The following is a 14,945-nucleotide window of genomic DNA, read 5'->3' on the forward strand; positions in this document are numbered from 1 at the left end:
ACCAAAACTGCCAAAGACTGGATCATCGTATATTTTGAAACTTTTGATTCTAGGTCATTGGCTGTAAAAAGAGAAATAGAAATCAAAAAAAAAGAAGAGCAGAAAATACATCGAATTTTTAATAGCTCAAAAATCAGATAACTAGAGTGTCCCGAAGGCTTTCGGGAAGAGGACCGGTTCGAATCTCGTATTCTCCACAATTTAAAACTCAAGTCAGATGGCTTGAGTTTTTTATTTTTAGATGGAACTAATCTTCCCCATTTTAGTATTCTGTTTTAATAATTTATTGCAATAATTTCAAACTCTCGATTTTCTTGCGCTAATTTTAGTATGGCTATTTCTCCCACTTTTTTATTAATCAGTATTCTAGCGATTGGAGAAATGAAGGAAATTTTTCCTTTTGAGATATCAGCTTCATCTACACCTACTATTTGGTACTGTTGTAGTTTTGTATTACCCTTAATTTTCATGCTTACCGTTGCACCAAAACGCACCTCATCATGTGCCTGCTTATCAAGACCTACTATTTTAGCAGTAGTAATGCGGTGATTCAGCAATTGCAGTTTTGCATTAATATGATTTACAGCAATTCGCCTTTCATTTTCACTTGTACTTTTAAGATTCTCGATTTCATTAGTCATCGTTTGTTTTTCATTCAAAAGTTCGGCCATACCAATCTGGGTTACATAATTCACCACTCCGTCTGGTAAATCTGCTCTTGGTGGTACAATAGGAATTTCTTCCTGATCATCTTCTTTTACAAATCCTCTGCTCATGATTTATTTCGTTTAACAACAATTTTTCTATCATTTTAATTTTGTAAAATAGAGTGCTTCAATAAGCATCTTACTTTAAAAGAAAAACCGTCTGTTTTATTTATTTATCACCTTTAATAAACACAAGTTCTAATTGGTATTTTAAATTTACTTGAACTGTACCTATCTTATTACTAAGATACATAAAATCGATTTTTTGTATCCTAAAATTTCTTTAATATATGCAAAAACCTCATTTAAAAAGTAATTAACCGTTTAGAATAAAAACAAGAAAACCCCAACAATGCCGGGGTTTTCAATTTGTTTATAGGCTTCGATTAAAAGAATCCAACTGGTTCTTTATCGTAAGAGATCAACATGTTTTTTACAACACGATAATGATCTAATGCCATTTTATGGTTTTCACGACCAAATCCTGATTCTTTAACCCCTCCAAAAGGAGCGTGAGCAGGATAAGTATTATATTGATTTACCCAAACTCTACCTGCTTGAATAGCACGTGGAACTTGGAATAATTCGTGAGCATCACGAGACCAAACACCCGCGCCTAAACCGTAAGGCGTATCATTTGCGATAGCAATAGCTTCTTCAGTAGAACTAAATGTTGTTAAGGCTACAACCGGTCCAAAAATCTCTTCTTGGAATACTCGCATATTGTTTGTCCCTTTCAATACTGTTGGTTGAACATAGTAACCTCCAGAAAGATCTCCTTCGTAGTTACCAGCTTCTCCACCAGCTAATACAGTAGCACCTTCTTCTTTACCAATATTGATATAATTAACTATTTTTTCGCATTGTGCCTTAGAAACCTGAGAACCAATCATTGTTTCTGGATCAAGCGGATTACCTTTTTTGATTAACTTCAATCGTTCTTGCATTCTTTCGATGAAAAGATCAGCAATATCTTCATGAATTAAAATACGCGAAGGAGTCGTACAAATTTCACCTTGATTAAGTGCAAACATTAACGCACCTTCTATTGCTTAGCTAAAGAATTTATCATCTTGAGCGGCCACTGATGGGAAGAAAATATTTGGAGATTTTCCACCTAATTCCATAGTTACAGGAATAATATTTTCTGCTGCGTTGTGGTACACTTTACGACCAGTTTCGGTAGAACCAGTGAATGAAAGTTTAGCGATACGGTTTGAAGTAGCTAAAGCCTGTCCAGCTTCTGCACCAAAACCAGTTACGATGTTCAGTACTCCTGCAGGTAAAATATCACCTATCAATTCCATCAACATTATTACACTTGTTGGAGTTTGTTCTGCTGGTTTAACAACTGCAGTACAACCTGCCGCTAAAGCTGGCGCAATTTTCCAAGCTAACATCAACATCGGGAAATTCCAAGGAATTATTTCTCCTACGACTCCAATAGGTTCGTGCAAAACGATACTTAATGTATTCTTGTCATGTTCAGAGACACTTCCTTCATCTGCACGGATAACACCCGCAAAATAACGGAAGTGATCAACACAATAAGGGATATCTGCTGCGCGAGATTCACGGATTGGCTTTCCATTATCAATAGTTTCTAAAGTTGCCAAGTACTCTAAGTTGTCTTCCATTACTTGAGCAATCTTTAACAACATATTGCTACGTTCTGTTACTGAAGTTGTACTCCAAGATGGGAACGCTTTATGTGCTGCATCCAAAGCAAGATCAATATCTTCTTGAGTAGAACGAGCAGCTTGAGTAAATACTTTTCCATCAACTGGTGAAGGATTGTCAAAATATTGTCCGTTAACCGGAGCAACAAATTTACCATCAATAAAATTATCGTATCTTTCTTTGAAAACGGGTTTAGTTACATTTGCCATTTATTATATTTTTTAGATTATATAGATATAATTATTTTTCAAAAACACTATGTTTTAATTACACTACAAATGTATGGCGAGAGTTAGCCTATCCACTTATTGATACGGGTCAAAAACTTATGAAAAAAGTTCATTATTGAAGGGTTAACAATAAAAACAAACCTATAAACCTATTAATTGCATATACATCAATTAGTTAGGTTTCTTTAGTCGGTTTTTAATGGATTTCCTTTGGACTTATTCCAAATTTGTTTTTAAAGGCTATACTGAAGTTAGAGAGATTGTTATAACCCATATCTAAATAAATATCCGACGGTTTTAGTTGACCTTCTTGAAGAATATCTTTTGCTCTTTGCAAGCGTTTATCTTGCAACCATTTACCTGGAGCTTCATTGTATTCTAACATAAAATGACGCTTAAAAGTAGACAAACTCATATTGCACAAAAAAGCAATTTCTTCCAGTTTTAAGTTCGAATGAACATTACTTTCGACCACATTTTTAAAGGGTGAAACTTCTTTGGAAATTAACGAATGTAGATAAAACTCAAATGCTTGCTCGTATTTAGCCAAAAGATATAGCATAATTTCTTCAAATTTTATCTTCAGCAGATTGGCGCTATAATTAGAAGTATCTGAATTTAAAATTGACAACGAATTTAAGAACGCGACTATATAATCGTCATTTTCGATGACGAAATAAGCCACTCCATTTGTATAAGGCTGTACATTTTTTGTATGCTTTTTTAAAAATTCAATAAGTTTCTCTTCAGAAAAAAAGAAGAGCTTACAATAATAAATCGCCTCAGTTTCGAGTAACTCTGTCCAAAGCCAATTCCCTTTTTTAAGAAGTAACGATTGCTTACTATTGACAGCGATTGAAGTATCTGCAAAATGAACCTGCTTTTTACCCACCTGCAAAAAGCTAAACATATTCATACTCAAATTAACCTTGCTTTTTACAACATCATTAGTCATTTTAAAATCATATACCAACAAACCTTCATTAACTTCCTTCTCTTTAATATAAATTTCCGGTATATTTTCTATTGGCATCGACTCTTTTTTTTTTATTAATATCTAAAATTATTTCAGTAAATAAGAAAATCCTATCGATCCATAGAAATACCCAGTGTTAGTTTTGCTGTATAATTCCCTTCCTCGATACATGAAAATATAGGAAAGATTAAGGTTGTTTTTTCTATATTTAAAACCTGCTTCGCTATTGAAACGAAAAGGAACTAAACTAAATGTTACTGGACTATTGTTATTAAAAAGACTACCCTGAATTGTAGCATCATACAATTGATAATTAATGCTTGGCGAGATATAAAAGTAAAATTCGCTTTCATTACTACCTAAAGCACCACCATATAGATTAGAATTATAAACGGGAGCTAATTTTTTAAAACCTATTCTAGCCATAAAACCAGTGGACAACCCGGTCAAAACCGTCCCTAGATTTGCTTCTGAACGAAAATGAAAGTCGACAAAGTCACTTTGTACATTTGTAAATAGCTTTTGTGAAAACAAAAAATGAGTTTGTACCGCAAGCGCATTCTGAATTTGGTACTCCCAACCACGAACTTCTTTGTACCCTACTAATTTATGAAAACTTCTCTGGGTCTCTCTCCCAAAGGCATTTGGCCCCACAAAGCCCAACTGCAGATCAGTTTTTAAGACCGATTCATTTTTATAAAAAAAACTTCTCCCTAACTCCCCAAATAAATAACCTGCATATGGACGATCCATAATTTCTTTGGAGGGAGTATTTAGAAATCGTGGCGTGTAAATGCACTGTCCTAATCTAGATTCAGTTGTTTTTTTATAAATTTTGGGATTGTCATTTTTAGTCACATAACGATAAAAAATTTCTAATCCGTTAGTGTAATACATATCGTTTTTAGACGAAGTGTACAAATCATTATCAGTTATGATTCCGATTTCAGCACCGTTATTTTGACCCCATACTTGAACAGCAAAGAGGAAAAGGAAGACAATATAAAGTTTTTTAAAACGCACCTAGTATTTGATTTTCCCTACAGTTCGCATCACTCGCATAATTTTCGTCTTTCTATTATTGATATATGACGAGGAACTAGTCGCTGTAAATTTTCTGGGATTTGGCAAAATCGCGGCTATTCCTGCGGCTTGAATAGGAGTTAGATCTTTAGCATCTTTTCTATACCAATGCTCTGCCGCGGCTTGAGCACCATAGACTCCATTCCCCATTTCGATGCTATTTAAATACACTTCCATAATGCGTTCTTTACCCCAAATTAACTCAATCAAAACGGTAAAATACGCTTCGAGTCCTTTCCTCAAGTAACTGCGTCCTTGCCAAAGAAATACGTTTTTGGCTGTTTGTTGCGATATGGTACTTCCTCCTTTTATTTTTCGTCCTCGTTCATTGCCTTTATATGCTTTTTGCATTGCTTTGAAATCAAATCCGTTATGAGTAAGAAAACTTCCATCTTCACTTGCAATTACGGCTTTCTGTAAGTTAACCGAAATATTCTCGATAGGTTCCCAATCGTGACTGAATGAATTTTCTTTCTTGTCTGCGCTATTTTCAATACCCCGAATAGCCATTAAAGGTGTAAACGGAACCGGAACAAATTTATATAGCACCACAAAAAACAAAGAGATTCCGAAGAACCACAATGCAACTTTAAACAAAAAACGACTGAGTATACTCATAAAACTACTGGATTCTTTTTTTACTGGTTTCTTAACTGGTTTCTTTGGTGTTATTTTTGTTGCCATTATACTAAATCTGCTAATTCTGTTCCTACTAAACTTCCTATTGCTACTCCCATTCCGCCAAGTCTCACGCCACAATAGACGTTTTCTGATAATTGCGAAACTATAGGATTCTTGCTATTGCCAATACCCATGATTCCACTCCAACTATGGGCAATCTCAAATTTTTGATTGGGCAAAATTACTTCTTTTAATAACTGCTTCAACTTATTTTGCACAATTTCTGTTTGTGCGAACTCAGTTGTATTTTCGGTATCAAAATCTAAATTTCGACCACCACCTAATAATATTCGGTCTCCAATGTTTCTAAAATAATAATAGCCACGATCCAAATGAAAAGTACCTTTGATATCTAAATTTTCAATTGGCTCCGTAATTAACACCTGTGCTCTGGCTGGTTTAACCGCAGCTCCAGTCAATTCATTTGCAAAACCATTTGTTGCAAAAAGTACTTTCTTTGACCTAAAACTAAAATCATCCAATACCACTTCAACATCGGTTCCTTTATCTAAAAAGGAAGTAACCGTTTGCTGATTTAAAATTAATATATTATTTGATACCGCTTGCTTTAGTAACTCTTGCATCATATTTCCCGTATCAATTTGAGCTTCAAACGGATTAAAAACTAAATGTTCCCGAATACCATTGAAACCAAAACGGTCTATTTCTTTAGTAAACACATCCGATCTAAAAAGAGGCTTTAGAATCTCATTTATGAATGGTAATTTATTTACACACTCATTATAGCAACTTTCATCTTCTGTTAAAAACAACTCATAGCCGCCATAAGGTTTAAAATCAATCGCCTCATCGCCAAGACGCTTACGTAATAACCGCAGTCCTTCCCAACGCTTTGTAATCAGCTGGAAAACTTCCTCTTCCGAATGAGATTTTAAGTCATCTATAATTTCAGAAATACTTCCAAAACAGGCAAAGCCAGCATTCTTAGTGCTTGCTCCATGAGGCAGCATACCTTTTTCCAGTACTAGTATTTTACTATCCGGGTATTTTTCGCGCAGGCGCAAAGCAGCATGTAGCCCAACAATTCCGCTACCTACAACCGTATAATCTACCTTTGTAAACCAGTTTTTTAATTCCCAATAACTTAATTGCATCTGAAAAATTTTTATAAAAATAATATTTTTAGCTAGTAAACAGGCATGAAACACCCTTTTTTACTGTAATGATTATTAAAAAGAGTTAACATAATCCTCTGAGTATTTTTAGATTATTATCGTAATTTAGAACCTTAAAAAATACCTTTCTTTTTATGAAAAAAATACTTCTTACAACCCTAACAATGATGAGTTTAAGCGCGATGGCCCAAAACGTAATGTCACCAGAAACCCTGTGGAAATTGGGAAGAGTGAGTTCCCTAGGCATCTCTAAGGATGCTAAAAATGTAGTTTACAAAGTAACTACACCTTCTATCGAAGAGAATAAATCCAATTCAAAATTCTATACCATTCCTGTAAACGGAGGGACCCCAACCGAAGTTACCGAGACAAAGGATCTAGTAAAAGACAAAAACATTTCGCCTGACGGAAAGTATCTTGTCTATAATGAAGAGGTGAAAATCAGTAATGTTCTTGGAAAAGATTTCTATCCTGACCTGGAAAAATCTGAAGTACAAATCTACGACGGTTTAGACTACCGCCATTGGGATACTTGGAACGAAGGAAAATTCAACCATGTCCTTTACAAAGAAACTACTGAAGGTGCAGTGGGAACTGATATCATGGGTAAAGAAAATTTTGACAGTCCGCAAAAGCCTTTCGGTGGAGATGAAGATTACATCTGGTCTCCAGACAGTAAAAAAATTCTTTATGTAAGTAAGAAAAAAGCAGGAACTCAGTATGCCATTTCAACCAACACCAATATTTTTGAATATAGCTTAGAAACTGGCTTGACTACAAATAGAACTGAAGACAATCCTGGTTATGATGTAGCTCCGCAATTTTCTCCGTCTGGCGACCTGACGTGGTTACAGATGAAACGCGAAGGGTATGAAGCCGATAAAAACGATATCATCGTTGATTTTAAAGGCATCAAAATGAACCTTACCGCTAATTGGGACGGTACTGTTGACAGCTTTCTTTGGAGCAAAGATGGAAAAAAAGTCTATTTTACAGCTGCTATTGATGGTACAAAACAACTTTTTGAAGTGAATTTTCCAGGTATGACAAAAATTGCAGTTCGCGTGCAACAGATTACCAATGGAGATTTCGATGTAAATGACCTAATTGGATTTTCGGGCAACAACATTATTGTTACCAGAGCAGATATGAACCATGCTTCGGAGATTTTTTCTTTCGATTTAAAGAAAAACAATTGGAAACAAATCACCAATGTAAATACAGCTACCTACGATTCATTGGCGCTAAGCAAGACCGAAAGAAGATATGTTACCACAACTGACGGTAAGAAAATGTTAGTATGGGTAATTCTACCTCCCAATTTTGATGCTACAAAAAAGTATCCTACACTTTTATATTGCCAAGGAGGACCACAAAGCGCATTGACACAATTCTATTCTTTCCGTTGGAATTTTCAGTTGATGGCTGCTAATGGTTATATAGTTGTAGCACCTAATCGTCGCGGAATGCCAGGACACGGAGTAGAATGGAATGAGCAAATCAGTAAAGACTGGGGCGGACAAGTAATGGACGATTACCTTTCAGCTATTGATGATGTATCTAAAGAAAGTTATGTGGACAAAACTCGTTTAGGTTGCGTTGGAGCAAGTTATGGTGGCTATTCGGCATTTTACTTAGCCGGAATACACAATAACAGATTTAAAACTTTTATCGCTCATGATGGTGTTTTCAACACGCAAAGCATGTTTGGCACAACCGAAGAAGTTTTCTTTAGCAACTGGGATTTCGGTGGACCTTATTGGGAGAAAGACAATGCTACAGCTCAAAAAACCTACACCACCTTCAACCCTATTAATTTAGTAGAAAAATGGAATACTCCAATTTTAATTATCCAAGGAGGAAAAGATTTTAGAGTTCCAATAGGACAAGGTCAAGAAGCGTTTCAAGCTGCACAATTGCGTGGTATAAAAAGTAGATTTTTGTATTTCCCAGAAGAGAACCATTGGGTTTTAAAACCGCAAAACGCTCAAGTTTGGCAAAAAGAATTCTTCAAATGGCTTAAGGAAACTTTGTAACTAAAATACAATTCATTCCACCCTAACCTACTCCTATGGGAAATAAGAACTATACTATTCCTGTAAAAGTATTTATTAGCCACTTTGCCCTAACGGCATTAGTTAGTAGTGTGGAATGGACTTTTATATTCTAAAAATGTTGTTTACACATCACTAAAAAAATAGTATGTCGTGAAAATCAGAAACAAAGTGTTTCCTTTAAAAGTAAAATGTATACTTTTTACCCATTTCATTAAAAATTGACCATAAAAAAAGCCGTACAGCAATGTACGGCTTTTTAAAAATATTGTAATCAATTATTCTGGAGCAATCATTTTAAACGTATCCATGAAAGCGGTTGTGTAATCGCCTGAGATGTAACGCGGATCATCCATTAATTGTCTATGAAAAGGTATTGTTGTTTTAATTCCTTCAATTACAAATTCATCCAAAGCTCTTCTCATTTTACTAATTGCTTCCTCGCGAGATTGGGCAGTAGTTATAAGTTTTGCAATCATTGAATCATAATTTGGTGGAATTGTATAACCTGAATATACATGTGTATCTAATCGAACACCGTGTCCTCCTGGCATATGAAGTGTAGTAATTTTTCCTGGAGACGGTCTAAAATCATTGTAAGGATCTTCAGCATTTATACGGCATTCTATTGCATGTAGTTCTGGTAAATAATTTTTACCCGAAATAGGCACACCAGCAGCAACTAATATTTGTTCACGAATTAAATCATAATCAATTACTTGTTCTGTAATAGGATGCTCCACCTGAATACGCGTATTCATTTCCATGAAATAGAAATTGCGGTGTTTATCAACTAAGAATTCAACTGTTCCAGCACCTTCATACTTAATGTATTCAGCGGCTTTAACTGCAGCATCACCCATCTGCTGACGTAATTCGTCTGTCATGAAAGGAGAAGGAGTTTCTTCCGTTAATTTTTGATGACGTCTTTGTACTGAACAATCTCTTTCTGAAAGGTGACAAGCTTTTCCGTATGAATCACCAATAACTTGGATTTCGATATGGCGAGGCTCTTCAATTAACTTTTCAAGATACATTCCATCATTACCAAAAGCAGCAGCAGACTCTTGACGAGCACTCTCCCATGCTTTTAATAAGTCTTCTTCTTTCCAAACGGCACGCATTCCTTTTCCACCACCACCAGCAGTAGCTTTTAACATAACTGGAAAACCGAATTCTTTAGAAAGTTCTAATGCTTGTTCGTAAGATTCTAAAATACCAACAGATCCTGGTACACATGGCACACCAGCTTCAATCATAGTAGACTTAGCTGAAGCTTTATCTCCCATTCTGTCAATCATTTCTGGAGAAGCACCAATGAATTTAATTCCGTGTTCTTGACAAATTTTAGAAAATTTCGAATTCTCAGATAAGAATCCATAACCTGGATGTATTGCATCAGCATTTGTAATTTCTGCAGCAGCAATAATATTTGACATTTTCAAATAGGACAAATTGCTTGGAGGCGGTCCTATACAAACAGCTTCATCTGCAAATCTAACATGCAAACTTTCTGCATCTGCAGTAGAATAAACCGCTACAGTTTTAATGCCCATTTCTTTACAAGTTCTAATCACACGCAGTGCAATCTCTCCTCTATTGGCAATTAATATTTTTTTAAACATCTTGTTTTAAATTTTAAATTATGAATTTTAAATTTTAAATTATTTCAAAACAACAAATTTGTTAGCTCGAAATATATAATTTAAAATTAATTAAGATGGATCTACTAAGAATAAAGGTTGGTCAAATTCTACCGGTGACATGTCGTCAACCAATATTTTTACAATTTTACCAGAAACTTCAGATTCGATTTCGTTAAATAATTTCATTGCTTCAATTACGCATAAAACGTCTCCTTTACCAATAGTTGTTCCAACTTCTACAAACATAGCTTTGTCTGGAGATGGTTTTCTATAAAAAGTACCAATGATAGGTGATTTAACAACTATAAATTTTGAATCTTCAGCAGCCGGAGTAGCTACTGGTGCTACTGGAGCTACTGGCTGTGGAGCTAAAGCTTGTTGTAATGTGTTTTGAGCTGGTAGTTGTTGTACATACGTAGTCTCTGTAGTATTACCTTCTAGAGTTGTTCTAATGGTGATTTTTACATCATCCATTTCCAATTTAACTTCTGCAACTCCCGAATTTGCTACAAATTTGATTAGGTTCTGAATTTCTTTTAAATCCATAATTATTTGTTTTTAGTTTAAATTTATTTTTTGTCGTATGCCCATTTTAAATAAACAGACCCCCAAGTGAATCCTCCGCCAAAGGCAGCAAAAATCACTGTATCTCCTTTTTTGAATTTATCTTCAAAATCACTTAGCACTAAAGGCAATGTAGCTGAAGTAGTATTGCCATATCTTTCAATATTCATCAATACCTTAGAGTCTTCTAAGTTCATTCTACTTGCAGTAGCGTCAATAATTCTTTTATTAGCTTGATGTGGCACTAACCAGTCAACATCTTCATTAGTTAAATTATTTCTTTTCAAAATTAATTCACTAGCGTCTGCCATGTTAGTAACCGCATATTTAAAAACAGTTTTCCCGTCTTGAATAATATTGTGTCTATTCTCTTCTATTGTTTTAAAAGAAGTAGGATGTAAAGATCCTCCAGCATCAATTTTTAAAAAATCACGACCTACACCGTCACTTCTTAAATACTCATCCTGTAATCCCAATCCTTCATTGTTTGGTTCAAACAATACAGCACCTGCACCGTCACCAAAAATTATACAAGTAGATCGGTCTGTATAGTCTACAATAGAAGACATTTTATCAGCACCGATTAGTAGTACTTTTTTATACTTTCCTGATTGAATATATGCTGAGGCAACAGACATTCCGTATAAAAAACTGGAGCAAGCTGCCTGTAAATCAAAACCAAAAGCGTTTGTAGCACCAATTGCAGTTGCAACATATGCTCCTGTAGATGCCACTGGCATATCAGGCGTGGCAGTTGCCATAATCAATAAGTCTATTTCTAAAGGATCTATATTTGCCTTAGCAATTAAATCTTGTGCTGCTTTTATGGCTAAATACGACGTTCCTTTGTCTGCGTCTTTAAGAATTCTTCTTTCTTTAATTCCTGTTCGAGAAGTGATCCACTCGTCATTTGTATCGACCATCGTTTCCAGAATTTTGTTTGAAAGTACAAAGTCAGGCACATAGGCTCCAACAGCGGTTATTGCGGCTGTAATTGTATTCATGGTATTTGAATATTTTTCTCCAAATAATGACATTTGAAAAAACGATTAAAAGAGTTGAAAATTACAAAAAAATATCTAAACCTCTTGATTTAGAACTTCTTATTTAATGAAAATTAAAAACAACAAAAAAACTCTCACGATGTGAGAGTTCCATTATCATTTACAAAAAAAATGCATTAAGCAACAGCTACAGACTTATCTATAACAACTTGCCCTCTGTAATACATTTTCCCTTCATGCCAGTAGGCTCTGTGGTATAAATGTGCTTCACCCGTAATTGGGCAGGTAGCGATTTGTGCTACAGTAGCTTTATAATGTGTTCTTCTCTTATCTCTTCTTGTTTTGGAGATTTTTCTCTTAGGATGTGCCATTTTACTATATTATTTATCCGTTAATAGTTGCTTTAACTTGTCCCAACGTGGGTCAATATTCTCTTCTTTATCTTGTATTTTATCTTCGTCAACCTCTTCATCATTCTCTTCCCTATGTTCTTCCAGAACTAATTCCTTAAGTCTTTCAAGAGCCTCCGTTTTTAAACTTCCGTCTTGCACACCTGGATGAACCCGCCTTAGAGGCACAGAAAGCGCAATCATTTCATATACATACTGAGCAACGTCTATTTCAAATTCTCCAAAAGGTAGAATCAGTAATTCCTCATTATCATTGTTATATACGTCACCAAAACGAACTATCAATTTCATTTGTCCTTCTATTGGCAAATCAAAATCTTCACTCGTTAAATCACAAGGGACATTTACTGTTCCTTCGTGCTTGAAAATCAATTCCAGCATCGTGCTTTTCTTCTCTAAAACTACATTTACTTTGATGTCTGAATTTTCAAATTCATCATAATCAAAGATTTCAAAGAACGCATTACTTATTTGATATTCAAAATGATGTTTTCCTAGCTTTAATCCCACAAAAGGAATTAAATATTGTTTAGTCTTATTCATTTCAACAAAATTTTGCCCCAAACTTCGGGAGTGCAAAGATATAAAATTATTACAAAACTAATAACCTTATTTATCTTTTTTTATTTAGTGTTGTTTTTCTCTGATCTTTAATGGTTTTTGACTGATTTCTTCATACTGTATTCTGGAACGATAAATATCTAAAGCAAGATAAACCGCTTCCTTAAAAGAGTTATAATCCGCAATCCCTTTTCCAGCAATATCATAAGCGGTACCATGATCCGGAGAAGTTCTAATCTTATTCAAACCCGCTGTATAATTAACTCCTCTACCAAACGACAATGTTTTAAAAGGGATCAAACCTTGATCATGATAAGCAGCAATTACCGCATCATATTTCTCATATTGTCCACTTCCAAAAAAGCCATCTGCTGCAAATGGACCAAAAACTAATGTTCCTTTTTCGAATATTTTTTTTAACGTTGGTCTTAACACCGCATCATCTTCTTTACCTATCACTCCGCCATCACCACAATGCGGATTCAATCCTAAAACTGCAATCTTAGGCTTATTGATACTAAAATCCTGGATCAAAGACTTTCTTATTGTTTCAATTTTTTCTTTAATCAGTTCTTCTGTAAGTCTCGACGCGACTTCACTTACCGGAATATGATCCGTCAGCAAACCAACTCTTAAATTACCCTGAACCATTAACATCAACGCATTTCCTTCTAGTTCCTGATTTAAATAATCGGTATGACCTGGGAATTTAAAATCGTCTGACTGAATATTGTATTTATTTATGGGCGCGGTCACTAAAACATCTACCAACCCTTCTTTTAAAGCATTTGTAGCCGCAACAAATGATTTCACAGCATATTCACCCACTTTATCATCATTAACCCCAAGATTCAAATCTACTCCTTCTCGCCAAAGGTTCAAAACATTAATCTTTCCAAGTACAATTTGATCTAGTTTATCAATACCGTGCAAAGCAACCGTCGAATCTAAATTCTTTTTTATAAATGACATTATTTTCACATTGGCAAAAATGACAGGCGTACAAAGCTCTAACATCCGTGAATCCTCGAAAGTTTTCAGTACCACTTCGCTTCCAATACCGTTTAAATCTCCTATTGAAATTCCTACGATAATATTTTCTGCTTTTTTCATCATGACCACAAGTTATTTATTGCTAATTTTGAAGTGCAAATTTAGTAAAATAAAATAAGAAATGTTTACAGGAATCATAGAAACCCTTGGCACTATCAAGGAAATACGAAAAGAGAAAGACAACCTTCACATCACAATGGACTCTTCAATAACTACCGAACTCCAAATTGATCAAAGTGTTGCTCACAATGGAATCTGCCTAACCGTAGTCTCTCTAAAAGACACTACCTACACAGTAACAGCTATTGATGAAACGATCAAAAAAACAAATCTAGGAAGCTGGCAGGTGGGCGAAAGCGTCAATCTTGAAAGAGCCATGAAGCTAGGCGATCGATTGGACGGCCATATGGTCCAGGGACACGTAGACCAAACCGGCACCTGTATTGTTGCAAAAGAAACTGGTGGAAGCTGGCTTTATACTTTTGAATATGACGAAACACTAAACAATCTCACCATAGAAAAAGGCTCAATTACCGTAAACGGCGTAAGCCTAACGGTCGTGGACTCAAAAAAGAATGAATTTAGCGTAGCCATCATCCCATACACACATGAGCACACCAACTTCTCCACCTTTGAGGTAGGCACCAAAATAAATTTGGAATTTGACGTTATTGGTAAATATGTTTCTAAACTATACAGCAACAAATAAAACGGTCAAGGCTTATAAAAAAAAAGCCCAATAATTTAAATTGAGCTTTTTGTTTTTAAGTTATTCTTGTAAATAATATAAATTCCGAATAATATTGCAATACTAAGTAACATGAAAATATTTTCATCAATAGCAAATCCAGGAGGAGGAGGAGGAAGCCCGTCAGCAGTAACAACCGGGTCATCAGGCGGCGGCGGGCTTACTCCATCAGCGAATGCACGCAACATCCCAAATAGGAAGAATACGAAGAAATAATATTTATTTTGTAAATCTTTCATTTGGAATCAAAAATAGCAAATTAACCGACAAAAAAAAATCATTTCAGCTAATTAGCCATTTAACCAAGGTCATCTACACAAAGCTACGAATTTTAACGGATCAGGAACAAAACCTGGGGAGAAGTTTTGCAAAAATGAATATTTTTGCATAATTAACTTTGAGATATGACTTC

At 35.0% G+C, this 14,945-nt stretch carries 14 protein-coding genes and 1 pseudogene; 2 read left to right on the forward strand and 13 right to left on the reverse strand.

Features of this window, described 5'->3' with window-relative positions; all coding sequences use genetic code 11:
- Positions 1-275: 275 nt before the first annotated feature.
- The 6 genes and pseudogenes from QO200_RS10245 to QO200_RS10270 all read right to left on the reverse strand — a co-directional run bounded on the left by QO200_RS10245 (position 276) and on the right by QO200_RS10270 (position 6,472).
- Positions 276-776, reverse strand: a complete 501-nt coding sequence (locus QO200_RS10245; protein WP_371539456.1) for a GreA/GreB family elongation factor — start codon at positions 774-776, stop codon at positions 276-278.
- Between the two features lie 317 nt (positions 777-1,093).
- Positions 1,094-2,596 (reverse strand): annotated as a pseudogene (locus QO200_RS10250) (aldehyde dehydrogenase family protein).
- 217 nt (positions 2,597-2,813) lie between these two features.
- Complete coding sequence (locus QO200_RS10255) at positions 2,814-3,650, reverse strand: helix-turn-helix domain-containing protein (protein ID WP_371539459.1); 837 nt, start codon at positions 3,648-3,650, stop codon at positions 2,814-2,816.
- A 30-nt stretch (positions 3,651-3,680) separates the two neighbouring features.
- On the reverse strand, positions 3,681-4,616 hold the full coding sequence (locus QO200_RS10260) for a lipid A deacylase LpxR family protein (RefSeq protein WP_371539462.1): 936 nt from the start codon (positions 4,614-4,616) through the stop codon (positions 3,681-3,683).
- On the reverse strand, positions 4,617-5,360 hold the full coding sequence (gene mtgA / locus QO200_RS10265; RefSeq protein ID WP_371539464.1) for a monofunctional biosynthetic peptidoglycan transglycosylase: 744 nt from the start codon (positions 5,358-5,360) through the stop codon (positions 4,617-4,619).
- Positions 5,360-6,472 (reverse strand): NAD(P)/FAD-dependent oxidoreductase, encoded by a 1,113-nt coding sequence (locus QO200_RS10270; RefSeq protein ID WP_371539467.1) that lies wholly within the window; start codon positions 6,470-6,472, stop codon positions 5,360-5,362. Before QO200_RS10270 ends, mtgA begins: the two co-directional genes overlap by 1 nt.
- Before the next feature lie 155 nt (positions 6,473-6,627).
- On the opposite strand from QO200_RS10270, the gene QO200_RS10275 reads away from it, so the two are divergent.
- The gene (locus QO200_RS10275; RefSeq protein WP_371539469.1) at positions 6,628-8,529 is read left to right on the forward strand and encodes an alpha/beta fold hydrolase; all 1,902 of its coding nucleotides are present in this window, start codon (positions 6,628-6,630) and stop codon (positions 8,527-8,529) included.
- Between the two features lie 296 nt (positions 8,530-8,825).
- On the opposite strand, the gene accC is transcribed toward QO200_RS10275, so the two are convergent.
- The 6 genes from accC to pdxA form a co-directional block, all read right to left on the reverse strand.
- Positions 8,826-10,172: an acetyl-CoA carboxylase biotin carboxylase subunit gene (accC, locus tag QO200_RS10280; RefSeq protein ID WP_371539472.1), complete on the reverse strand. Its 1,347-nt coding sequence runs from the start codon at positions 10,170-10,172 to the stop codon at positions 8,826-8,828.
- Between the two features lie 90 nt (positions 10,173-10,262).
- Positions 10,263-10,739, reverse strand: a complete 477-nt coding sequence (accB, locus tag QO200_RS10285) for an acetyl-CoA carboxylase biotin carboxyl carrier protein (RefSeq protein WP_371539474.1) — start codon at positions 10,737-10,739, stop codon at positions 10,263-10,265.
- Between the two features lie 23 nt (positions 10,740-10,762).
- On the reverse strand, positions 10,763-11,761 hold the full coding sequence (locus QO200_RS10290; protein ID WP_371539476.1) for a beta-ketoacyl-ACP synthase III: 999 nt from the start codon (positions 11,759-11,761) through the stop codon (positions 10,763-10,765).
- A 176-nt stretch (positions 11,762-11,937) separates the two neighbouring features.
- Positions 11,938-12,132 (reverse strand): 50S ribosomal protein L32, encoded by a 195-nt coding sequence (rpmF, locus tag QO200_RS10295; protein ID WP_007137315.1) that lies wholly within the window; start codon positions 12,130-12,132, stop codon positions 11,938-11,940.
- Between the two features lie 9 nt (positions 12,133-12,141).
- Positions 12,142-12,714, reverse strand: a complete 573-nt coding sequence (locus tag QO200_RS10300) for a DUF177 domain-containing protein (protein ID WP_371539480.1) — start codon at positions 12,712-12,714, stop codon at positions 12,142-12,144.
- An 84-nt stretch (positions 12,715-12,798) separates the two neighbouring features.
- Positions 12,799-13,848, reverse strand: a complete 1,050-nt coding sequence (gene pdxA, locus QO200_RS10305) for a 4-hydroxythreonine-4-phosphate dehydrogenase PdxA (RefSeq protein ID WP_371539483.1) — start codon at positions 13,846-13,848, stop codon at positions 12,799-12,801.
- 58 nt (positions 13,849-13,906) lie between these two features.
- Here pdxA and QO200_RS10310 point away from each other — a divergent pair, with 58 nt between their 5' ends.
- Positions 13,907-14,494, forward strand: coding sequence for a riboflavin synthase (locus QO200_RS10310; RefSeq protein WP_371539485.1), 588 nt, complete (start codon positions 13,907-13,909; stop codon positions 14,492-14,494).
- A gap of 35 nt (positions 14,495-14,529) precedes the next feature.
- Here QO200_RS10310 and QO200_RS10315 read toward each other — a convergent pair whose 3' ends face one another.
- The gene (locus QO200_RS10315) at positions 14,530-14,772 is read right to left on the reverse strand and encodes a hypothetical protein (protein ID WP_371539487.1); all 243 of its coding nucleotides are present in this window, start codon (positions 14,770-14,772) and stop codon (positions 14,530-14,532) included.
- Positions 14,773-14,945: the final 173 nt, after the last annotated feature.

The sequence above is a fragment of the Flavobacterium sp. Arc3 genome, from assembly GCF_041431375.1.
GTDB lineage: Bacteria > Bacteroidota > Bacteroidia > Flavobacteriales > Flavobacteriaceae > Flavobacterium.